Consider the following 20,736-nt stretch of genomic DNA (forward strand, 5'->3'; position numbering starts at 1 on the left):
TTGTCTCCGTTGCGAAAGAGTTTCGGCTGTTTCGGCGGGTCGGGGCCGGTACAGCCGCACCATGAGAAAGTAGTCGAAAGGGAGTGATTAGTCAAGCTTCTGGAGCCTCTGTCGCTTGCGAAACTCCCATGGCGGCACGGGGTTGTGCTCCTGCCAGAGCCCGAGCCGTTGCCGGCGCGCCTCATCTTCGGCCCCCCGGTACTCGGACACGTGGGGCCTCCGCAGGTACTGGACATAGGCCCAGGCATAGCCCCGGCGCACCATCTCCAGGTTCGCGTTCACCCCATCAACCTCGATGGTCCCCACCTGGCGATTGTAGGTCGTGTCGCCGGTCAGGGTCACGTGCACCTCCCGGTTGAGGACGAGACGGCTCAGTTCGTCGGCCGCATCCTGCCCGTACGGCTGCCCCTTTTTACGTTTTTTCGGGGTCTCGGGCGTATCGATGCCGTAGAGTCTGCAGGTGTAGGGCTTGCCGCCTCCTGCCGGGGCGATGACCACCGTGTCGCCGTCCTTCACCGCGATGACCCGGTCGCCGGCGGCGCGGTCGGAGGATTCCGGCGGTACCGGAGCCCGCTCGGGGGTGAGCAGGTAGAGCGCCAGGACGAGCCCCATGAGCAGAAGCGTGCCCCCGAGCCACAGCGTGTTTTTCATGCGTCATCCTCCTGCGCAAAAGGGCCGGTCCCCAAAGGAAGACCGGCCCCGCGCGTTAAACAAGGAAATGGCCACGGATCAGACGCCGCAGCCGCAGCTCCTGCTGCACCGGGCGCCGGGCATGTGAATGGCCTTGATGAAGGTGGCGTCGGTGGCGGCGCGTACCTCATCCAGCACCTGGGGCGGCACCGCCGAGTCCAGGGAAAGGATGACCATTGCTTCCCCCTTTTTTTCACTGCGCCCCAGGTTCATGGAGGCAATATTGATCTCATGCTGCCCCATGATGGTGCCGATCTTGCCGATCATGCCCGGCCGGTCGGCGTAGTGGAGCAGCAGCATGTGCTCTTCGGGCGCGAAGTCCATGGAGTAGTCGCGCAGCCGCACGATGCGGGGCACCCCGTCGAAAAGGGTGCCTGAGATAGTGCGGCGCTTGCCCCCCTCCCCTTCAACCACGACGGTGATGAGGTTGGAGAAGGCGTCAACATGGGTCGTCTTGGTTTCCTCCACCACGATTCCCATCCCTACGGCGATCAGGGAGGCGTTCACCATGTTCACGTCCTGGTCCACCATCCGGTTCAGGATCGACGCCAGGCCGCAGACGGTAAGCGGGGTGCAGTCATAGTGGGCGATGGAACCCGCGTAGCCGAAGACGATCTTCGAGATGTTGGCGTCCAGCAACTGAATGCCGAATTCGCACAGGGTGTTCATGAGGTTGAGGAACGGCCGCATCTGGTCCATGAGCGCAAGGTCGAAGCGCGGAATGTTCACGGCGTTCTCCAGGGGCTGGTCGTCCAGGTAGTTGAGAATCTCGCGGGATACGTCCACGGCCACGTTCACCTGGGCCTCAAAGGTATTTGCCCCCAGATGCGGCGTCACCACGACCCTCTCGTGGCCGATGAGCTTTTTCAGATACTCGCTCTTGGGGGGCTCCTCGCTGAACACGTCCACGGCGGCTCCGGCAACCTTGCCCGACTCCAGGAACTTCAGCAGGGCCGCCTCTTCGATGATGCCGCCCCGAGCGGCGTTCACGATGATGACGCCGTCCTTCATCATGGCCAGCTCACGTTCGCCGATCATGTTGCGGGTCTCGTCGGTGAGAGGGGTGTGGACGGTGATGATGTCGCAGTTCTTGTAAATCTCGTCGTGGGAGACCAGCTTGACTCCCAGGTCATGGGCCCGCTTCACGGCGATGTAGGGATCGCAGGCGAGCACGTCGCACTCGAAGGCCTTAAGCCGCGTGGCTACCCGGCCGCCGACCTTGCCGAGGCCGATGACGCCGGCCGTCTTGCCCTTGAGCTCGTAGCCGGTAAACGGGGCCCGCTTCCACTCGCCGCTCTTCAGGCTGCCGTTGGCGCGGGTCACGTTGCGGCAGAAGGAGAGCAGCAGCGCCATGGCATGCTCGGCCGCGCTGTTGGTATTGCCGAAAGGAGCGTTCACCACGATGACGCCGCGAGAACTGGCATAGTCCACGTCTACGTTGTCGATGCCCACGCCCGCCCGGGCCACGAGCCTCAGCCTTTTCCCCGCGTCCAGGAGCTCCCGGTTCACGGTGGTGCCGCTGCGGGTTATGATGACGTCGTAATCGCCGATTATTGCGAGGAGTTCTTCCTTTTTGAGGCCGAGCTTCACATGGAGCTCAACACGTGGATCCTGGGCAAGAAGCGCCAATCCTTCTTGAGCCACCTCGTCAGTAACGATGATTTTCATTGATGATCCCCTGTGGTGTGGAATAGTAATGAGTAGCCGGGATAACCCGATGGCAAGAAAGTGCTTTGCGAGGCTGCGGAGAAGCGCTAATAATAGACCCCCCGATTGAAAATTGCAAGGCCGGCGAACCTCCTGCCGGTATACGAGGGGGGAGCGTTCCCGCAGGAAGGACCCATGACTGGACACCAGCTTTTTCACATTGTGCTCGTGGAGCCGGAAATCCCACCCAACACCGGCAACATTGCCCGCCTTTGCGGGGCCACCGGCACTGTGCTCCATCTGGTCGGAAAACTCGGCTTTTCTACCGATGACCGGTACCTGAAGAGAGCCGGCCTCGACTACTGGAGCGAGGTGGACATCCGCTACTGGGAGAGCCTCGACCAACTGCGGCAGGCCTGGCCCGAGGCACGCTTCTTCTATACGAGCAAGAAGGCGGCGCGCTGTTACGTGGATGCCGGCTTTCGCGAGGGCGACTTCATCGTCTTCGGCAAGGAAACCGTGGGACTGCCCGAAGACCTGCTCCGGGCCAACGAGGAGCACTGCGTGAGGATACCGATCTTCGGCAAGGTGCGGAGCCTCAACCTCTCAACCGCCGCGGGGATCGTCCTGTACGAAGCCCTGCGCCAGACCGGACGCCTTGCCGACCGGGCGGGTGAAAACGGAGAGTGATGTCGATGATCAAGGCCGGAATCACGTTCATGGTGCTGGCTCTCGTCTTCTACACCTACGCGGTCTTCAGCGGCAGGAAAGAGGGACTCCACGCCAAGCATCTGCTGGTCTTCGGCGCGGGGCTGCTGTTCGACTACCTGGGAACCCATCAGATGAGCCTCTACGCCAGGACCTTCGGCAAGGCCCCCGAATGGCACAACCTTACCGGCATCCTGTCCCTGGCGGGCATGGCCTTTCACTTTTTACTGGCTCTCGCGGCGGCGTTCGCCCGCAAGACCGAGCGGATCAACCACACCTTTCACCGGGTGAGTCTCACCATCTACACCCTCTGGTGCATCGCCTTCGCCAGCGGAGCTGTCGCCGGAATGCTGAAGGCGGCTAAACACTAGCCCGACCGCGCCAGATACTCCCGCACGAACGCCACAACCCGGGCGACATCCTCTCCCGGGGGCAGGGTCGCCGCCATCTGCTCCACGTAGTTTCGCTCCGCCACCAGCCGCCGCGACACGGCGAAATTCAGGTCGAACACCCATGAAAGCTGAAGGAGCTTGAAGTCGTTCAGGGTCCTCAAAGTCGCCAGATTGACCAGTTCTCCCCGCATGACCGTTTCCACCACCCCGGGAGTACAGACCGGCAGGTCCGGAAACCCCAGCCCCACCGCCGAAGCCTGCCTCTCCGGGGGCAGACGGTAGAATTCGAGGAACACCCGCCAGATATCAAGCTTGTCCGCGTCGCGCACCAGGTGCAGCAGCCGGCGGGCCGGGCCGTCGATAGCTTCGGGAATCCGGAACGCGTTGTGGAGCGCCACCGTTCCGAGGATCATCCGCCGCTCTTCCGGCGTCAGGCCGTCGAGCACCCTTTCCCGCGTCAGCACGCGGACGCCGAGTGTCCCATGGTTTTCCGACTCGCTGTCCTTGAAGGAGCCGTAGCAGCGGTACTGCTCGAACCGCCCCACATCGTGCAGCAGGGCAACCGCCCCGGCCAGGCGCCGTTCACCCGGATCGAGCCCCAGGTGCAGCGTCAGGATGTCCATGAAGGCGCAAACCTGCTCCGTGTGCTCCTCTTTCAGGCGGATGTTCCGGTTGTCTTCTTCGCGTGAGGTGTAAAAGGAGCGGCAGTAGCCGAGGAACCACTGCCTGAGGGAAGCAAGCCCCTCCTCGTTCAGGGTGGTTATGACGAAGGGGTCAGCGGACATCGGGCAGTGCCACGCGGATGCCGAGGCCGATGAAGGTGACGCCGGCCAGGACCTGGAGCCGTCCGGCAACGGCAGGTCGACGTCTGAGCCAATCCCCGATGAGTCCCGCAAAAATGGCCACGGCGCCGAAGATGATGATTGTCACGACCATGAAGATGATGCCGAGCCCCATGAGCTGAAGGCCTGGAGTTGCCGACGCGGGGGACACGAACTGGGGCAGGAACGCGAGAAAAAAGAGGGTTACCTTGGGATTGAGGATGTTTGCCACTATGCTCTGGCGGTAGATGGCCCCCAGGGCGTCGAAGCCGGCCGGCTCGCCCACCAGGGCAGCTCTCCGGTTCCGCAGCGACCCGATGCCGATGTAGATCAGATAAAAGGCCCCGGCAAGCTTGATCAGGGTGAATGCCACCTCAGAGGACCGGATGAGGGCCGACACTCCCACCGCCGCGAGAGTCGTGTGGAAGATACAGCCGGTGCTGAAACCGGCCGCGGCAGCCAGGCCGGCCATCCGCCCCTGGCTTACTCCCCGGGTGAGAACCTGGATGATATCGGGCCCCGGTGCAACGGTGACGAGAACAACGGAAACAAGGAACACACTGAGATTTGTCATGGTCTGCTCCGGAGCAGCAACGGAAAAAGGGGGCTTTTGCCCCCCTTTCACGCCCCTGGCAGCGGGATGCTAATCGTCGAAATTACCTTCAGCGCCCTTGTCACCCACAATTGATTTCGCCCGCTCGATGATACGGGCTTCGGTCCAGAGGGCCGGATCCTCTATACGGCTTCCCTTTGCCCCCACGTCGTGGGAACCGGCCGCGAGAATCGCCTCTATGGCGTAAGGTGCCGTGTCACGGGCGTTGAGCACCTCGGTCATCATCTTGTAGGCGAACTCCTCGACCCCCTTGGCCATCCGTTCGCGGATCTCCCTGGGCTGCGCCAGCAGCTTGTTCTCGAAGGGAAGGTTCAGGTTCTTGTAGTCCCCCTTCTTCCAGCCTTTGCCTTCGGCATGTGCCACCATCTCGGCCCACAGCTCGTCGCTCATGCCGGCATCGGACTTCTTGATGAAATTGCCGCCGGCATCAAGTTGGGCATTGCCGTAATCGTTCACTTCAAGCCCCCAGGAGATCATCTGGAGCGCGGTGGCCACGTTGGCCTTGGTGGTGGCAGTTTCATCGGCGATGGCCCGGAGCCGCTCGGAGCTGTTGCCCGAGGTGCCGTGCTGGGCCCCGTTGACCCGGTAGGGTTCCAGGGCCTTGTGGATCTCGGCGGTGAGCCCCACCTGGATACCGGCATCCGACGCCTCCAGGCCGTGGGTGGTGCCGTTGTTCAGGGCGATCCAGTCGGGGAAGATGCCGTGGGCATTGAGCCCCTGAATGAGGAATTTCGCCTCGTCCACCGTGGAGAGCCCCGTGTTCCCCTTGATCTCGCCCACCTCGGTCTCAAGGCCGGCCCAGGACGGGATGAACGGATTGATGGCCAGGTTGGCCAGCAGGTTCCGGTCGTCCGGCAGGTGGGAGGCGTCGATGGCGATGGAGGTGATGCCCGCCTCGAACATGGTCGGAATCTCCACCTTGGCGGCGTTCAGGTCCTTTTCGTTCTTGATGCCGTAGTGGTCGGCGTGGATGGCCACCGGCACGGTGATCCCCAGCTCGTTGCAGAGGGCGTCGACGATGCGGGCCATGTTCCAGTAATTGACGGCGCAGTAAGCCTTCTGGCCCCCCTCCGACTTGGCGATTTCGATGATGAGCGGGCAGTTGGCCCGCTGGGCGGCCATCAGTGCTCCGCGAATGACGAAGTAGTTGCGGCCGTTGGCGGCCATGGCGATGGCCTTTCCCTTGGCGAGCATGGCCCGGTCCACAACCTTGCCGCTCACGATGAGGGCCTTGGAGTTGGGGAAAAGAGCCCGGATATTGGGGGGGCGGCCGACCTGCAGGGCCTTCTCGAATTCGGCGGAGTACTGGGCTGTCATAGCACCTCCCTGTTTAGTGACATTCAAACATATTTACTACAAATAAAACAGCCTGTTATTAGCACGACCGGGGGTAAAAATCAAGGAACGATTGCCCCGGCGACACTGGTCCTCACTTCCGGCCGAGCCGATCTTCCACGTAGTCGGCGAACTCGTCCATGACCCGGGTCGGCTCGGGCGTGTTGTACTCCACGATATTGCGCAGGTGGATGAACGAATCGACCTCGATGCGCGAAAAGCGGATGGCAACGCCGCTCGCGTCGGCGCGGACCACCTCGCCGGCCAGTTCCACATTCAGGGATGGACTTCCCTCGGCCAGGGAGATGACGACCTCCACCTCCTCGCCGATGGCCGGCTGTTCCTCCGTTTTCACGAACATACCGTTCAGGCTCAGGTCGACCACTTCGCCAGTGAACGAGATTTCGCCGCGAGTAACCGTTGCAGAAACAACAAAGGGAACGCGCGTGAATCGCCTTTTATCCATCTTGGACACCTCCCGGATCAGTGCCGCCGCCTCCCTGTGCGAACCGGGCCTCCTGCCGTGCAATCACTGGGGATGATTAACGTTCCGCGCCCATTTGTCAACAGCATTTTGACCGACTAAAACCATCTGCACCACCGATGGAACGGCTCACGACGGCCCCGTCCCGGGCAGAAACAGAGAGAATGCACCCCTCCCCGGCCATCCCGCACGTGGTGGCGCGCCGTCCTTGCAATTGGCCTGGCTCCCCCCGTATAATGCTGTGGTTTGCAAGGAGAATGACGTGATCAAAACCACACCGTTTCATGAATCGCTGCTCGACACCCACCTGGCGGTGGATGTCCGGACTCCCCTCGAATACGAGGAAGACCATCTCCCCGGCGCCATCAACGTCCCGCTCCTCACCAACGAGGAACGGGTGGAGATCGGCACACTCTACAAACAGACCGGCCCCCTGGAGGCACGCCACCGGGGGCTGCACCTGACTGCCCACCGCTTTCCCGCCATGGTGGAGGAGATTGCCCGGGCCGCGGCAGGCCGCCCCATTCTCGTCTACTGCTGGCGCGGGGGGCTCAGGAGCAAGACCGTCGTGTCGATCCTCGACCTGGCAGGGTTCGACGCGATCCAGCTCCAGGGAGGCCACAAGGCGTTCCGCCACCTGGTTCTGTCGTCATTCGAGCCCTTTACCCCGCCCGCGCCGCTGGTTGTCCTCCACGGCATGACCGGCGTGGGCAAGACAACGTTCCTCCTGCAACTGGCACGGACCGGCCATGCCGTGGTCGACCTGGAGGGACTCGCCCGCCACCGGGGATCGGCCTTCGGCGAACTGGGACTTCGCCAGGACATCTCCCAGAAACGGTTCGAAACCCTCCTCTGGGATGCCTTCCGCCGGTTGCCTGCCGGCTGCCCCATCCTGCTGGAGGGCGAAAGCAGGCGCATCGGCAGGCTCACCCTGCCGGGCAACCTCTACGACGTCATGCGGGGAAGCGTGAAGCTGTGGTGCGAGGCGTCGGTGGCCACCCGGGTGGCCCGCCTCACGGAAGAGTACGGCCGCACCGAGTACCGCGACGGCATGGCCGGCGCCCTGGAGCGGATCAGAAAAAAGCTCGGCGGCGACAACTACGAAGCGATCAAGGGCCACCTGGACCGCTGGGAAATGGAACCGTTCATGGAGGGCCTGATCCGGCACTACTATGACAAGCTCTACTACAAGACCCGCGACTGGGTGGAAGATGCCGTCATCTCCCTGGAGGATTTTTCCGAAGGAGAGCGGGACCTGAACGCGTTCCTCGCGTCGCGCCCACAGGCCGCGGTGTAGCCCCATGCTGGCCCAGAGGTTGCGCAACCTCATCCAGTCCATGGTGCTCGTGGCGGGCATGGTGGGGCTTCTTCTCACCCTCGGCTGGCTCTTTGCCGGCGTCTACGGCATGGCATGGACGCTCCTGGTGGGAATCATCCCGCTGGTGGTGAGCCTGAGGGTCCTTCCCGCCCTCGTCCTCAGGATGTACAAGGCAAAGCCCCTCTCCGTCGCCGAGGCCCCCCAACTTCACGCTATCGTTAACCAGCTTTCCCGCCGCGCCGGCCTGGCGGAGCCCCCCCGCATCCACTATATTCCCAGCTCCGCCCCCCTGATCTTCTCCATCGGCAGCGGCAAGGGAGCCTCAGTGGCCGTAACCGACGGCCTGCTGCGGCTTCTGACCGTCCGGGAGCTTGTCGGCGTCCTGGGGCACGAGGTCAGCCATATCGGAAACAGCGACACCTGGGTCATGAGTTTCGCCGACGTGGTGACCCGCGTAACCCGCCTCATCTCGCTGATGGGACAGGTACTGGTCATCCTCAACCTCCCCCTGCTGATCCTGGGGGAGTGGTCGCTGCCGTGGATCCCGCTGATGCTCATGCTCTTCGCCCCCATCATCAGCGCCCTGCTCCAGCTTTCCCTGTCGCGGACCCGCGAGTTCGAGGCGGACCTCTCCGGCTCAAAGCTCACCGGCGACCCGGCGGGGCTCGCCTCGGCCCTGGGCAAGCTGGAGGAGTATCAGCAGAGAGTCCTGAAAAAAAGCCGGCTGCCGGGTATGAAGGGGATCGAGCCGTCCCTGCTCAGGACTCATCCCGTAACCGATGAACGGATCAAAAGGCTGAAAGAGATCGTGCGGGAGATGTACCCGGACGACAGCATGCTGGTCTGCCCCGAAGACGGCGGGCCGTGCGTCCCTCACCACATGGCGGAGGTGAGCCGCGTGCCGCGCCGCCACCTGAACGGCCTGTGGCACTGAAGCCCCGGGCTCGCCTCAGCCCCTGAAGGTGTAGTAGACGCTCAGAAAACCGAGCAGAAGCGATACGGCCGTGGCAAGGGCGCAGGCACCGGCCAGGAAGGTGTGAAAGAGATTGTCGCTGCGCCGTTCACGGTAGCCGAGGATGAAGGCCATAATGATTCCCCCCAGGATTCCCCCGCCGTGCCCCCAGTTGTCGATCCCCGGCACAACGAGGCCGAACAGGAAGAGACCGACCACCCATCCCCAGACCTCCTTGAAAACCGCCTGGCCGTAGAGCCCGCCCCTGCTCTTGCCGTAGTAGAGAAGCGAACCGATCAGGGCGCAGATGGCGCACGACGCACCGATGGTGTAGCCGGTGCCGGCCAGGTAGGATGCCACGTAACCGGCCACCCCGCCGAGGGTATAGATGGAAAACATCCGCCAGGTGCCGTATTCGCGCGCCACCAGCGGGGCGATCTGCCGCAGGGCCATCATGTTGAAGAAGATGTGTAGCAGGCCGCCGTGGAGGTAGTTGGCCGACAGGAGCGTCCAGAACCGGCCGAACCGGTCGATGGGCACCACGCCGGTGGCCCCCAGGAGCAGCAGGCTGTTGCGCCCCGGCGACAGGGCCGAAAAGAGCCCGCCCTGCCCTGGCGGGCGGTTGTCGACCAGCAGCGACGCCACATACATGATGACATTGACCGTCAGGATGATGGTGATGATCCTGTCCGCGTCGCCCCCACTCCTGGTGAAGGGGTTGTTCTTCAGCCACGACCCGGGACGGGAGGTGCCGCAGTAGGGACAGGACGGCTCATCACGGCTGATGAGGCGGCGACAGTTCGGGCAGAGTATCGAGCGGCGCTCGGCAGTGGCCATTCATGGACCTCTCGCTGGGATGGGTGCGGCAGGGGAGCCACCCGGGAACCGGGGCGAACGCCCACGGGGCACGGGCACCCCAGCATCGTACCGTGAAACGTCCCGGCGCGCAAGGTTCCCCTGCCGAAGCCGCGCCCCGAGCCAGTGCACCATGGCGTACAAATGACAGTCCGGCGCGGCTTCACGGATACGGTGCCTTTGACGGTTCAGGACAATGGGTGTAGTATGTAACTGAAAGAGATGTTCTTTGACAGCTTCGGTGCCGCACGGACGACGCTGCAGACGCTGTTGCGATGCCATCCGCCAGGAGCGTGACAACCTCTTGAAAAAGGCGAACCGGATCGGTCCCCCGCCCCCGTGGTCCCGCAAGGAGCGCGTGGGCGCAGCCCGTGAACGTACGACCGACGGATTGGGATGAAGTGCCTGATGCGGCACCGGACGAAAAAGAAGGCCCGGCCTGTGAGCCGGGCTTTCGTGTGTGGTGAACTCCCTGAACGTTCCGGGGATGCATTGACATCATCGCAGGACTTTTTATAGTTGTTGCTAATCATACCCCAGCAACCCGTGATACCGGGAGGCCATCATGAACCTGGAAATCCACGCCATCAAGATCGATATCCCCCAGGACTGCAACGTTATCCTTGGGCAGACCCACTTCATCAAGACGGCCGAGGATCTGTACGAGGTCGTTGCCACCACTGTTCCCCAGGCCCGGTTCGGCATCGCCTTCACCGAGGCTTCGGGCCCCTGCCTGATCCGCACCGAGGGAAACGACGAGGAACTGATCCGGACCTGTGTCAGAAACCTTCAGGCCATCGGAGCAGGCCACGTCTTCTGCATCCTGCTGAAGGATGCCTACCCGATCAACATCCTGAACCAGATCAAGAACTGCCCCGAAGTCTGCCGGATCTTCTGTGCCACCGCCAATCCCCTCCAGGTCATCGTGGCGTCCACCTCCCAGGGGTGGGGAGTGCTGGGGGTCATCGACGGATATCCGCCCAAGGGAGTGGAGACGGACGACGACCGGCAGCAACGCAGGGACTTCCTGAGGGCTGTCGGCTACAAGCGTTGAATGCATACGGTACGCACACGCGTCCCGCACACAAGGGGACATCCGCTCATCGAGCGCATGTCCCTTTTGATATTGCCACGGCCCGGCACCGTCCGCCGCACATCCCGGCGCGACGGCAGGACAATCGGTCTGACATGCACGTAGTAGAGCCGCTTCACCGGTAGGGGACAATCAGGGGGCGTCACCCGCGACGGGCGAGAAAGTCGACCACAAATGTGGCAAGGGCCGGGTGGAACTGCTGAAAGTCCCCCCTGAGCTCCCGGTGGCACCGGAGCAGTTCCCCTTCGCCCAGGGCAAGGGGATTCGGCCGCCCGACCCGCGCCGACATTCGGCGGAGCACCCGGCCGATCCCGGCAGTGTCTGCGTAAGAGGGAAGCCATTCATCGAACATGGGGGGAAGCAGTTGAACCAGTCGCCCGGGCATGAGGTGGGCGAACCCGAGGGCAATCGCACGGGCACGCGCGATAAAGGAGTGGAGCGGCTCGACGCGGTAGTGCTCCCACTCCGTGGCGAGGAAATGGTCGTAGTAGATATCCACCAGCACCCCCCGGTAGTGACCGAAGAACGGGTCGAGCAGCCGCTTGCTCCGGGTAAACGACTCATGCCCGCTGGCAAAGGAGTCGATGGCCCGGTGGAGCTCCAGGCCCAGCGTGAGCCGCGGAGGATAGCGGCCCGCCAGGGGCCCCTTGACGAAATCCCCCATGAGGTTGCCGGCCATGATCTCCGGATCGTCCCCGGAGAATGCCAAGTGGGCCAGGATGTTCACGGAGCCCCGTCCGCTGGGGGAAGCGCCGGCAGCATCCCGGAGACGGCCCAACGGCCGTTCCAGGGCGGAGTTGCACACGTGGGCTCAGGATTGGGAGGCATGCAGGGCCTGATCGATGTCGGCAATGATGTCGGCCACATCCTCGATGCCGACAGAAAGACGGATGAAATCCGGAGTTACCCCAGCCGAGAGGCGCTCTTCATCGGTGAGCTGCTCGTGCGTGGTGGACGCCGGGTGGATGACGAGGGACTTGGCATCGCCGATGTTGGCCAGGTGCGACAGAAGCTTCACGCTGTCGATGAACTTCTTGCCCGCATCGAGCCCTCCCTTGACTCCGAAGCCGATGATGGCGCCGGCCCCCTTGGGGAGGTACTTGCCGGCATTGCCGTGGTCCCGGTGGCTGGGCAGGCCCGGATAGTTGACCCAGGTGACCAGGGGGTGCCGCTCCAGCCATTCGGCAACCCTGCGCGCGTTTTCCACGTGGCGCGCCATGCGCACCGGCAGGGTTTCCAGCCCCTGGAGGAAGAGGAATGCGTTGAACGGCGCGAGGCAGGCCCCCATATCGCGCAGGAGCGTGATCCGCATCTTGAGGATGTAGGAGAGGTTCCCCAGGGCTTCCCAGTAGCGCAGCCCGTGGTAGGAGGGATCCGGGTCAGTGAACTCGGGGAACCGGCCGTTGTTCCAGGGAAAGCGCCCGCTGTCTACCACCGCCCCCCCGATGCTCGTACCGTGGCCACCGATGAATTTGGTGAGGGAATAGACGGCGATGTCGGCACCATGGTCAAAGGGCTTGAACAGGTACGGAGTGGTCACGGTGTTGTCCACCGCGAACGGGATTCCCGCCCCATGGGCGATCCGGGCTATGACTTCGAAGTCGTCCACGTTGTTTTTCGGGTTCCCCACCGATTCGGTGTAGACCAGGCGAGTGTTCTCATCGATGGCCCGGCGGACGTTTTCAGGGTCAGAGGTGTCGACGAACCGGACCGATATCCCCAGTCTGGGCAGAGTATAGTGGAAGAGGTTGTAGGTTCCGCCATAGAGATAGCTGGTGGAGACGATATTCTGCCCGGCGCCGGCGATGTTGAGCACTGCATAGGTGATTGCCGCCTGCCCCGAGGCGAGGGCAAGCGCGCCTACTCCGCCGTCAAGTTCTGCCAGGCGCTTTTCCAGCACATCGCAGGTCGGATTCATGATCCGCGTGTAGATATTGCCGAACTCCCGGAGGCCGAAGAGATTGGCCGCGTGGTCGGAGCTGCGGAACGCATAGGAAGAGGTCTGGTAAATGGGAACCGCACGCGACAGCGTGGCAGGATCCGGCTCTTGGCCGGCGTGGAGTGCGAGGGTATCGAAGCCTTTGGGGATGTCGGACATGATGGAACTCTCCTTTCGCATGCGACGCTACCCCTCAACAGGAGTATAGTTACTCGTCACAACACAGTATATATACCATACCTAACATGTCAACAAAAAGAACCCTGCCAACCACCACATTCAATCAACTACTTTCTTCCAAAAAGCACGGTTAATTCGAGAAGTTTTTTTGCGTGCTTCTCTGCAAGCATACCTTCACTGTAGCGCCACGACCAGTTGCCGTGGGGCGTGCCGGGAAGATTCATCCGGCTCGCCCCATCGAGTCCCATGACATCCTGGAGCGGAAAAATCGCCATATCGGCCACCGAGGCCATGCCGAGACGGATCAGCTCCCAATGGATATCCTTGCCCGTGGTGCCGGTATAGGCCAGAACCTCGCGGCGCTCCCGGGGGGAGAGGCTCTGAAACCAGCCATGAGTGGTGTCATTGTCGTGGGTGCCGGTGTAGACCACGCAGTCACGGGTGAAGTTGTGAGGCAGGTAGGGATTGCCCGGGCCGGAGTCAAAGGCGAACTGAAGGATCTTCATGCCGGGAAAACGGTAACGGTCGCGCAGTTCCTCCACGGCCGGGGTAATGACTCCCAGGTCCTCGGCAATGATCGGCAATGATCCCACCGCCCCGATGACGGCATCGAAGAGTGCCGTCCCCGGAGCGGGGACCCATCGGCCGTTGACCGCCGTCTTTTCTTTGGCCGGCACCTCCCAGCACGCCTCGAACCCGCGGAAGTGATCGACCCTGACCACGTCGTGAAGCGCGAATGAGCCGCGGAACCGCTCGATCCACCAGCGGAATCCATCGGCGGCCATGGCATCCCAGTTATAGAGGGGATTTCCCCACCGCTGGCCGGTCTTGCTGAAATAGTCCGGCGGAACCCCGGCTACCACGGTGGGCTTGCCCTTGTCATCCAGCTTGAAAAGACTCGGATTTGTCCAGACATCGGCTGAATCGAAGGCCACAAAGATGGGGATGTCGCCGACAACCGCGATCCCCTTGCCACTGGCATACTCCCTGACATGTCGCCACTGGCGGGAAAACTGCCACTGGATGTACTTGTGTTCACCGATGGCCACGCCGAGCCGCACCGAATATTTCTCGACCATCGCCGGTTCGCGGCGGGCAATGCCCTTGGGCCAGGCGTTCCAGCTCTTGCCGCCGAAATGCTCCTTGAGAGCCATGAACAGAGCAGCGTCGTGGAGCCAGGGGGTGGTATCGCAGAAGTGCCAGAACTCCCGCTTACGCTCCGGGTCGCCGTGGACGTGGAACCGGGCAGCGGCGGTCCGGAGCGCCCTCGACTTGAACGCCTCAACTGCCGGAAAGTCCACCTGACCGTCCGACAACTCCGCCACGGCCTCCTCGGGCTCCAGGTCCCCCTCTTCCACCAGAGCCCTCAGGTCGATCAGCAGGGGGTTGCCCGCAAAGGCCGAATAGCAGGAATAGGGGGAATTGCCATAGGCCGCGGGTCCCAGCGGCAGGACCTGCCAGAGACCCTGCCCCGCCTCTTCGAGAAAATCGATGAAATGGCGACACTCTTTCCCCAGCGAGCCGATACCACCGGGGCCCGGCAGGGAGGTCGGATGGAGCAGGATGCCGCTGCAACGCTTCTGTTTCATGAAGTCCTCGCTTTCGGTAAAATCCGTTTACAAATCCGGGGAGAAGACGGTATACAGAAAACAAACGGCCAGCGTCATGCCGGCCGGAAACTGTATCATGGAAGGAGCCGGCCAATCATGGAAACAATCAAGACCGCCCTCTTTGAAACCCTCGTCGACAGCGCAGTCAAAAACGATGACGGCACCTACGCCTTCTCGCTTGAAGGCAAAAGCTACATCATCAGCGATCCTCTTGAGATATCCAAGATAGCCCAGGACCACGGCTACATCATAATCTACTGACCCCTCACGACACGGAGGCCAGGACCTCGTCGATGCGTTTGCCGTCCAGGGTTTCCTCTTCCATGAGGGCATCCACCAGCGCATCGAGCTTGCCGCGGTTGTTGGCAATGACGTCATCGGCCTTCTGCTCGGCCTCCTTGATGATTGCGGCGATTTCCTGATCAATGAGCCATGCCATCTGTTCGGAAAAGGTCTTTTCCTCGGCCAGCTTGCGCCCGAGGAACGGATGCTCCTCCCCGCGGCTGAAGGTCATGGCGCCGATCTTGTCGCTCATGCCCCACTGGCAGACCATCTTCACCGCCAGGTCGTTCACCATCTTGAGATCGTTCTGGGCACCGGTGGAGAGATCGCCGAACACGGCCCGCTCGGCCTGCCTGCCGCCGAGTGCCACGGACAGGCGGTTCATGAGATAGGATTTCGGATAGTGGTAGCGGTCGTCCTCGGGCAGTTGCTGGGTTACCCCAAGGGCTTGCCCCCGCGGGATGATGGTCACCTTGTGGACCGGGTCGGTACCAGGCAGGAGCTTGGCCACGATCGTATGGCCGGCCTCGTGATAGGCGGTAATCCGCTTCTCCTGCTCCGTGATGAACATCTTCCGCTCCCCGCCCATGAGGACCTTGTCCTTGGCCCGTTCCATATGATCCATGGTAACGGTCGCTGCGTTCTCCCGGGCCGCCAGGATGGCCGCCTCGTTGACGAGGTTTTCCAGGTCGGCGCCGGCCATGCCGGGTGTTCCCCGGGCAATGATGGCTAGATCCACATCCTTGTCGAGGGGAACCTTGCGGGTGTGAACATGGAGGATTTTCTCCCGGTCACGCCAGTCGGGACGGTCGATGACCACGTGACGGTCGAACCGGCCTGGACGAAGGAGCGCCGGGTCCAGAACATCGGGCCGGTTGGTGGCTGCCATGACGATCACCTCGTCAAGGGAGTCGAACCCGTCCATTTCGGAGAGGAGCTGATTAAGGGTCTGCTCCCGCTCGTCGTGGCCCCCGCCGAGTCCGGCACCGCGGCTGCGCCCCACCGCATCCAGCTCGTCGATGAAGATGATGCTCGGAGCCGACTTCTTGGCCGTGGCAAAGAGATCGCGCACCCGTCCGGCGCCGACGCCGACAAACATCTCGATGAACTGGGACGCCGAGATGCTCAGGAAGGTAACGTCCGCCTCCCCCGCCACGGCCCGGGCCAGGAGGGTCTTTCCCGTGCCCGGAGGCCCCACCAGGAGCACTCCTTTGGGCACCTTGCCGCCGATTCGCTGGAACTTTTTCGGATCCTGCAAATAGTCGACGATCTCCTTCAGCTCCATCTTCGGGTTCTCCATGCCGGCCACATCATCGAAGGTTACCTTCACCTTGGCACTGGGGGTGTACATCTTGGCACCCGACTTGGAGAAATTTCCCATGACCGAGGAGGGTCCCTGCCCCCGAATCCCCCGCATGGCCAGCCACCAGACGCCGATGATCAGTATCCACGGCAGCACATAGAAAAGCCCGCTGACAATCGGCGACGTTTCCGTTGTCACTGCGGTCACCTCGACATTTTTTGCCTGAAGGTCCGCCATGAGAGAGGGATCGTCGATACCAGGCTTGACAGTGGAAAACCTGGCCGTCTCCCGAGCCACGGTCTTTTCACCCGCAGGCTGGTCCACAGTCACCTTGCTGCGGAACTCACCGGTAATGGTGGTGCCCTTGATGGTGATGCGCTTGATGTTGCCAGCCGCCAGCTCGGCCCGGAACCGGCTGTAGGACACGACCGCGCCGCCATCGACGGACTGGCGGGCAACATAGGTGTAAATCAGGTTGAATACCACCAGCAGGCCAAGCATCCAGAGTATCGGTTTCCAGACCGACTGCCCCATTCATCCACCTCCTGATCATACGCTGTCCGGCTCCCGTGTGGCGAGAGCGCGCCAACGTCTGTTAATTCCTATCACACACGGCCTGCAATGCAAGATCAGCCGACGTCACCGAGCAGATGAAACCGGCCCATGCCGAAGGGAGCCCCTTTCCCCGCGCCGAGATACTCTCCCACCAACAGATAGGGAATGAACTCCTCCACATCGTTCACGGCAAAAACCGCATCGCCGACAAGTCCTCCATAGCGCCCGCGCCGGTCCGCCTCCCGCCAGTCGGTCCACCGCACGGCCTGACCGATGGGCTTCACGTTGGCGCTCAGTTGCGCAAGCCACCTGAAATCGTCATCGATCTCCCGGTCGCAATAGGCTGATGCAAGGGCCGATACCCGCCTCATGAGCGCACGGGCAAACACGGAAAACGAAAAGCTCTGCAGCGGTGCACCATCCTGGATGATCTTCAGGGGAGTAACGAAGGAAAGCGACAGGGCTTCTCCCAGGATGCGGTTGTCCATAAGCCCGGTCCCTGAGAGGATTGTGGGCCCCGCGCCTGCAGTTGCGCCCTCATCGGTCAGACACGGACTCCGCTCGCCGAAATACCCTGCGGACTCGACACGCGCGAGTTCGGCTGTGACGCCGGTGAAACCGCGATCCCCCAGCATTCCGGCAAAAGCCTTCACGAGAAGGGAGGCATGGGTGATCGCCGTCCCCACAAGGGTAAGCCCAACCTCGAACTCCGGCCGATCTCCCAGAACCGGGAACGTGAAGGCAAAAGGAACCGGTGGTTTTTGATGGCGCCTGACCGTGGCCGGATCATTGCCGAGCGGTTGGAGAAATGCACTGCCATAAGCGCAACTCCCCTCCCGGCAGCGGGGGCACCCCTCACCGCCGCAGCCTGAGAGGCGCAAGAGCCACGCCTGAAAGTGTTCACGACACCGGTACAGGGCATACGGGTCACGCACGCTCCCCCGGATCACCCCGGAGAGCAGGAGCTTCACAAAAGTTATATCAATGACAGCCCCCATCACCGCTCCTACAGCAGAGTCGCATCCCGCGCGGATAGTTCCAGCCCGTCAACCACCGCCGGAGTTGCGGGCTTCCCGGCCACGCCTGTATCAACAACGCCGTGGTGCTGACCACAACACCTCCGAATTCCTTCGCAGGACGGGACACGGGAGACGCCGGGGACATCTTCACCGGCCCGGCACTACCGTCCCCAGCGGTGTACAAAAAAAGGGGCGGATTGTCAATCCGCCCCTTCCGTTCATTTGTCGCAGCGTGCAAAATCCACTGCGCGCCCGCTATTTGCAGAGAGACTTGAGATACTCCCTGTTCAGCGTGGCGATGAACTTCACGTCGATCCCCTTGGGGCACGCAGCCTGGCACTCGTAGTGATTGGTGCAGTTGCCGAAACCGCACTCCTGAAGGGCCTCGCTCATTGCTTTGACGCGGCGGGCAGCTTCGGCCTTGCCTTGGGGCAGGACCGCCAACTGTGACACCTTGGCAGAGGTGAACAGCATGGCCGAGCCGTTGGGGCAGCCTGCCACGCAGGCACCACAGCCGATACACTCGGCGGCGTCCATGGCGTAATCGGCATCGCCCTTCGGAATGAGCAGGGCATTGCCGTCGGCAACCCCTCCGGTGTGGGCCGAGGTATAGCCGCCGGCCTGGATGATGGTGTCAAGGGCCGTCCGGTCAACGACCAGATCCTTAACGATCGGAAATGCGCGGGCACGCCACGGCTCAATGTAGATGGCATCGCCATTCTTGAACATCCGCATGTGGAGCTGGCACACCGTTGTCCGATCCATGCCGCCATGGGCAACGCCGTTGATGACCTGGGAGCACATGCCACAAATGCCCTCGCGGCAGTCGTGATCGAAGGCGATGGGGTCCTTCCCCTGCTTGATGAGTTCTTCGTTGACGTCGTCGAGCATCTCGAGGAACGACTGGTCGGGACTGACGTCTTTCGCCTCGTAGACCTCGAATTTCCCCGGGTCCTTCGGCCCCTTCTGGCGCCAGACATGAAGGGTAAGAGTCATATTCTTGTCATGATGGCTCATTATTTGTAGCTCCTTATCGCAAGGTGGACGTTTTCAAACTTCAGCGGCTCCTTGTGAAGCTCGGGCTCCTTGCCAACCCCCTTGAATTCCCATGCGGCGACATAGCAGTAGTTTTCGTCGTCACGCTTGGCCTCGCCGTCGGGCATCTGGTGCTCGACCCGGAAGTGACCGCCGCAGGACTCGTTGCGATGCAGGGCATCCAGCGTCATGAGCTCGGCAAACTCCAGGAAGTCGGCCACGCGGCCGGCGTTCTCCAACTGCTGGTTGAACTCGGCGCCGGAGCCGCTAACCTTCACGTTCTTCCAGAACTCATCACGGATCTGCGGGATGACCTTGAGAGCCTCCTTGCAGCTCTCCTCGCTCCGGGCCATGCCGACGTTGTTCCACATGATCTTGCCCAGTTCGCGGTGGAACTCGGTGACGGTTTTCTTGCCGTTGATCGACATGAACTTCTTGAGGTCGTTGTTGACATCGTCGATCGATTTCTTGCACTCGGGGTTATCCGCCTTGACCTTGCCGGGGGCAATGCGGGCCAGGTAGTCGGCGATGGTGTAGGGAATGACGAAGTAGCCGTCGGCAAGCCCCTGCATGAGGGCGCTGGCGCCGAGGCGGTTCGCTCCGTGCACCGAGAAGTTGGCTTCGCCCAGGACAAAGAGGCCCGGCACGTTGCTCATGCAGTTGTAGTCGACCCAGAGGCCGCCCATGGAGTAGTGGGGGGCCGGATAGATCCGCATCGGGACCTTGTAGGCGTTCTCATCGGTGATCTTCTCGTACATTTCGAAGAGGTTGCCGTAACGCTCGCGAATAGTATTTTCGCCAAGGCGCTGAATGGAGGAGGCAAAGTCCAGATAGACGCCGCGTCCGCCCGGTCCGACGCCGCGGTTGTCGTCGCACTGCTCCTTGGCCGCGCGGGATGCGATGTCACGGGGTGCCAGGTTTCCGAAAGAGGGGTATTTCCGCTCCAGATAGTAGTCGCGGTCCTCGTCTGGAATCTGGCCCGGCGCACGGTTGTCGCCCTGCTTCTTGGGCACCCAGCAGCGGCCGTCGTTACGGAGCGACTCGGACATGAGGGTCAGTTTTGATTGCTTGTCACCGTGCTGCGGAATGCAGGTCGGGTGAATCTGGGTGTAACAGGGGTTGGCGAAGAAAGCACCCTTCTTGTGGGCCTTCCAGACAGCGGTAACACTGCACCCCATGGCGTTGGTGGAGAGGTTGAAGACGTTCACATAGCCGCCGGTGCAGAGAACAACCGCATCGCCCACGTGAGTGCGGATCTCGCCGGTCACCAGATCGCGGATCGTGATCCCCTTGGCCTCGCCGTCAACAATGATCAGGTCGAGCATCTCGGTGCGGGGGAACATCTTGACGGTACCGGCCTTGATCTGCCGGGCAAGGGCGGAATAGGCGCCCAGCAGCAACTGCTGGCCCGTCTGGCCCCGGGCATAGAAGGTACGGGATACCTGAGCGCCGCCAAAGGAGCGGTTGTCCAGATAACCGGCGTAGTCGCGGGCAAAGGGTACGCCTTGGGCCACGCACTGATCGATGATGTTGTTGGACACCTGGGCCAGACGCCAGACGTCGGCTTCACGGGCGCGGAAGTCGCCACCCTTGATGGTGTCGTAGAAAAGACGGTAGATGCTGTCGCCGTCGTTCGGATAGTTCTTGGCAGCGTTGATACCGCCCTGGGCGGCGATGGAATGCGCGCGGCGCGGGCTGTCCTGATAACAGAACGCTTCCACGTTGTAACCAAGCTCCCCCAGCGATGCAGCGGCTGCACCACCGGCAAGGCCGGTCCCGACGACGAGGATCTTGTACTTGCGCTTGTTGGCGGGGTTGACCAGCTTCATGTCGAAGCGGTGCTTGTCCCACGTTTTCTCAATTGGCCCTGTCGGACATTTTCCGTCGAGTATCACTATGAACCCC

The 20,736-nt window shown here is 62.2% G+C and carries 20 protein-coding genes; 6 read left to right on the forward strand and 14 right to left on the reverse strand.

Annotated features, from left to right (window positions below):
• Window positions 1–87: 87 nt before the first annotated feature.
• Together A2G06_10830 and A2G06_10835 are read right to left on the reverse strand one after the other, a co-directional pair.
• Window positions 88–651 (reverse strand): nuclease, encoded by a 564-nt coding sequence (locus tag A2G06_10830; GenBank protein ID ANA40695.1) that lies wholly within the window; start codon window positions 649–651, stop codon window positions 88–90.
• A gap of 78 nt (window positions 652–729) precedes the next feature.
• Complete coding sequence (locus A2G06_10835; GenBank protein ANA40696.1) at window positions 730–2,358, reverse strand: phosphoglycerate dehydrogenase; 1,629 nt, start codon at window positions 2,356–2,358, stop codon at window positions 730–732.
• 174 nt (window positions 2,359–2,532) lie between these two features.
• Between A2G06_10835 and A2G06_10840 the strand changes: the two genes are divergently transcribed.
• Complete coding sequence (locus tag A2G06_10840; GenBank protein ANA40697.1) at window positions 2,533–3,027, forward strand: tRNA methyltransferase; 495 nt, start codon at window positions 2,533–2,535, stop codon at window positions 3,025–3,027.
• Window positions 3,028–3,032: 5 nt separating this feature from the next.
• On the forward strand, window positions 3,033–3,416 hold the full coding sequence (locus A2G06_10845) for a hypothetical protein (GenBank protein ANA41660.1): 384 nt from the start codon (window positions 3,033–3,035) through the stop codon (window positions 3,414–3,416).
• Here the strand turns inward: A2G06_10845 and A2G06_10850 are convergent.
• From A2G06_10850 to A2G06_10865, 4 genes are all read right to left on the reverse strand, one after another.
• On the reverse strand, window positions 3,413–4,192 hold the full coding sequence (locus tag A2G06_10850; GenBank protein ANA41659.1) for an HD family phosphohydrolase: 780 nt from the start codon (window positions 4,190–4,192) through the stop codon (window positions 3,413–3,415). The genes A2G06_10845 and A2G06_10850 overlap by 4 nt on opposite strands.
• A 19-nt stretch (window positions 4,193–4,211) precedes the next feature.
• Window positions 4,212–4,832: a lysine transporter LysE gene (locus tag A2G06_10855; GenBank protein ID ANA40698.1), complete on the reverse strand. Its 621-nt coding sequence runs from the start codon at window positions 4,830–4,832 to the stop codon at window positions 4,212–4,214.
• 69 nt (window positions 4,833–4,901) lie between these two features.
• Window positions 4,902–6,188, reverse strand: coding sequence for a ketose-bisphosphate aldolase (locus tag A2G06_10860; GenBank protein ID ANA40699.1), 1,287 nt, complete (start codon window positions 6,186–6,188; stop codon window positions 4,902–4,904).
• Between the two features lie 112 nt (window positions 6,189–6,300).
• The gene (locus A2G06_10865) at window positions 6,301–6,672 is read right to left on the reverse strand and encodes a pilus assembly protein PilZ (protein ANA40700.1); all 372 of its coding nucleotides are present in this window, start codon (window positions 6,670–6,672) and stop codon (window positions 6,301–6,303) included.
• Between the two features lie 280 nt (window positions 6,673–6,952).
• On the opposite strand from A2G06_10865, the gene A2G06_10870 reads away from it, so the two are divergent.
• Together A2G06_10870 and A2G06_10875 are read left to right on the forward strand one after the other, a co-directional pair.
• Window positions 6,953–7,987: a tRNA 2-selenouridine synthase gene (locus tag A2G06_10870; GenBank protein ID ANA40701.1), complete on the forward strand. Its 1,035-nt coding sequence runs from the start codon at window positions 6,953–6,955 to the stop codon at window positions 7,985–7,987.
• 4 nt (window positions 7,988–7,991) lie between these two features.
• Window positions 7,992–8,942, forward strand: a complete 951-nt coding sequence (locus A2G06_10875) for a peptidase M48 (protein ID ANA40702.1) — start codon at window positions 7,992–7,994, stop codon at window positions 8,940–8,942.
• Between the two features lie 15 nt (window positions 8,943–8,957).
• Here A2G06_10875 and A2G06_10880 read toward each other — a convergent pair whose 3' ends face one another.
• Window positions 8,958–9,797, reverse strand: a complete 840-nt coding sequence (locus A2G06_10880) for a rhomboid family intramembrane serine protease (protein ID ANA40703.1) — start codon at window positions 9,795–9,797, stop codon at window positions 8,958–8,960.
• A gap of 583 nt (window positions 9,798–10,380) precedes the next feature.
• Here A2G06_10880 and A2G06_10885 point away from each other — a divergent pair.
• Entirely contained in the window at window positions 10,381–10,869 is a 489-nt protein-coding gene (locus A2G06_10885; GenBank protein ID ANA40704.1) for an adenosine monophosphate-protein transferase, read from the forward strand.
• Window positions 10,870–11,050: 181 nt separating this feature from the next.
• Here the strand turns inward: A2G06_10885 and A2G06_10890 are convergent, their stop codons facing one another.
• The 3 genes from A2G06_10890 to A2G06_10900 all read right to left on the reverse strand — a co-directional run bounded on the left by A2G06_10890 (window position 11,051) and on the right by A2G06_10900 (window position 14,616).
• Window positions 11,051–11,635 (reverse strand): ACP phosphodiesterase, encoded by a 585-nt coding sequence (locus A2G06_10890; GenBank protein ID ANA41661.1) that lies wholly within the window; start codon window positions 11,633–11,635, stop codon window positions 11,051–11,053.
• Window positions 11,636–11,719: 84 nt separating this feature from the next.
• Window positions 11,720–13,006 carry an O-acetylhomoserine aminocarboxypropyltransferase gene (locus A2G06_10895; protein ANA40705.1) on the reverse strand — a complete coding sequence of 429 codons (1,287 nt, stop codon included), beginning with the start codon at window positions 13,004–13,006 and terminating at the stop codon, window positions 11,720–11,722.
• A gap of 128 nt (window positions 13,007–13,134) precedes the next feature.
• The gene (locus A2G06_10900; GenBank protein ANA40706.1) at window positions 13,135–14,616 is read right to left on the reverse strand and encodes a 4-alpha-glucanotransferase; all 1,482 of its coding nucleotides are present in this window, start codon (window positions 14,614–14,616) and stop codon (window positions 13,135–13,137) included.
• Between the two features lie 117 nt (window positions 14,617–14,733).
• Here A2G06_10900 and A2G06_10905 point away from each other — a divergent pair, with 117 nt between their 5' ends.
• The gene (locus tag A2G06_10905; GenBank protein ANA40707.1) at window positions 14,734–14,898 is read left to right on the forward strand and encodes a hypothetical protein; all 165 of its coding nucleotides are present in this window, start codon (window positions 14,734–14,736) and stop codon (window positions 14,896–14,898) included.
• Between the two features lie 4 nt (window positions 14,899–14,902).
• On the opposite strand, the gene A2G06_10910 is transcribed toward A2G06_10905, so the two are convergent.
• The 4 genes from A2G06_10910 to sdhA form a co-directional block, all read right to left on the reverse strand.
• On the reverse strand, window positions 14,903–16,756 hold the full coding sequence (locus tag A2G06_10910) for a cell division protein FtsH (protein ANA40708.1): 1,854 nt from the start codon (window positions 16,754–16,756) through the stop codon (window positions 14,903–14,905).
• 95 nt (window positions 16,757–16,851) lie between these two features.
• Complete coding sequence (locus A2G06_10915) at window positions 16,852–17,775, reverse strand: hypothetical protein (GenBank protein ANA40709.1); 924 nt, start codon at window positions 17,773–17,775, stop codon at window positions 16,852–16,854.
• Between the two features lie 276 nt (window positions 17,776–18,051).
• Window positions 18,052–18,813, reverse strand: a complete 762-nt coding sequence (locus tag A2G06_10920) for a succinate dehydrogenase (GenBank protein ID ANA40710.1) — start codon at window positions 18,811–18,813, stop codon at window positions 18,052–18,054.
• Complete coding sequence (gene sdhA, locus A2G06_10925) at window positions 18,813–20,726, reverse strand: succinate dehydrogenase (GenBank protein ANA40711.1); 1,914 nt, start codon at window positions 20,724–20,726, stop codon at window positions 18,813–18,815. Before sdhA ends, A2G06_10920 begins: the two co-directional genes overlap by 1 nt.
• Window positions 20,727–20,736 lie beyond the last annotated feature (10 nt).

Origin of the sequence: Geobacter anodireducens (assembly GCA_001628815.1) — a bacterium.
Classification (GTDB): Bacteria; Desulfobacterota; Desulfuromonadia; order Geobacterales; family Geobacteraceae; genus Geobacter; species Geobacter anodireducens.

What these genes read in the sequence shown, in the direction of transcription:
- A2G06_10830 (ANA40695.1), bottom strand. Translation starts at nt 651, where the DNA reads ATGAAAAACACGCTGTGGCTCGGGGGCACGCTTCTGCTCATGGGGCTC.
- A2G06_10835 (ANA40696.1), bottom strand. Translation starts at nt 2,358, where the DNA reads ATGAAAATCATCGTTACTGACGAGGTGGCTCAAGAAGGATTGGCGCTT.
- A2G06_10840 (ANA40697.1), top strand. Translation starts at nt 2,533, where the DNA reads ATGACTGGACACCAGCTTTTTCACATTGTGCTCGTGGAGCCGGAAATC.
- A2G06_10845 (ANA41660.1), top strand. Translation starts at nt 3,033, where the DNA reads ATGATCAAGGCCGGAATCACGTTCATGGTGCTGGCTCTCGTCTTCTAC.
- A2G06_10855 (ANA40698.1), bottom strand. Translation starts at nt 4,832, where the DNA reads ATGACAAATCTCAGTGTGTTCCTTGTTTCCGTTGTTCTCGTCACCGTT.
- A2G06_10860 (ANA40699.1), bottom strand. Translation starts at nt 6,188, where the DNA reads ATGACAGCCCAGTACTCCGCCGAATTCGAGAAGGCCCTGCAGGTCGGC.
- A2G06_10865 (ANA40700.1), bottom strand. Translation starts at nt 6,672, where the DNA reads ATGGATAAAAGGCGATTCACGCGCGTTCCCTTTGTTGTTTCTGCAACG.
- A2G06_10875 (ANA40702.1), top strand. Translation starts at nt 7,992, where the DNA reads ATGCTGGCCCAGAGGTTGCGCAACCTCATCCAGTCCATGGTGCTCGTG.
- A2G06_10880 (ANA40703.1), bottom strand. Translation starts at nt 9,797, where the DNA reads ATGGCCACTGCCGAGCGCCGCTCGATACTCTGCCCGAACTGTCGCCGC.
- A2G06_10885 (ANA40704.1), top strand. Translation starts at nt 10,381, where the DNA reads ATGAACCTGGAAATCCACGCCATCAAGATCGATATCCCCCAGGACTGC.
- A2G06_10895 (ANA40705.1), bottom strand. Translation starts at nt 13,006, where the DNA reads ATGTCCGACATCCCCAAAGGCTTCGATACCCTCGCACTCCACGCCGGC.
- A2G06_10900 (ANA40706.1), bottom strand. Translation starts at nt 14,616, where the DNA reads ATGAAACAGAAGCGTTGCAGCGGCATCCTGCTCCATCCGACCTCCCTG.
- A2G06_10905 (ANA40707.1), top strand. Translation starts at nt 14,734, where the DNA reads ATGGAAACAATCAAGACCGCCCTCTTTGAAACCCTCGTCGACAGCGCA.
- A2G06_10910 (ANA40708.1), bottom strand. Translation starts at nt 16,756, where the DNA reads ATGGGGCAGTCGGTCTGGAAACCGATACTCTGGATGCTTGGCCTGCTG.
- A2G06_10915 (ANA40709.1), bottom strand. Translation starts at nt 17,775, where the DNA reads ATGGGGGCTGTCATTGATATAACTTTTGTGAAGCTCCTGCTCTCCGGG.
- A2G06_10920 (ANA40710.1), bottom strand. Translation starts at nt 18,813, where the DNA reads ATGAGCCATCATGACAAGAATATGACTCTTACCCTTCATGTCTGGCGC.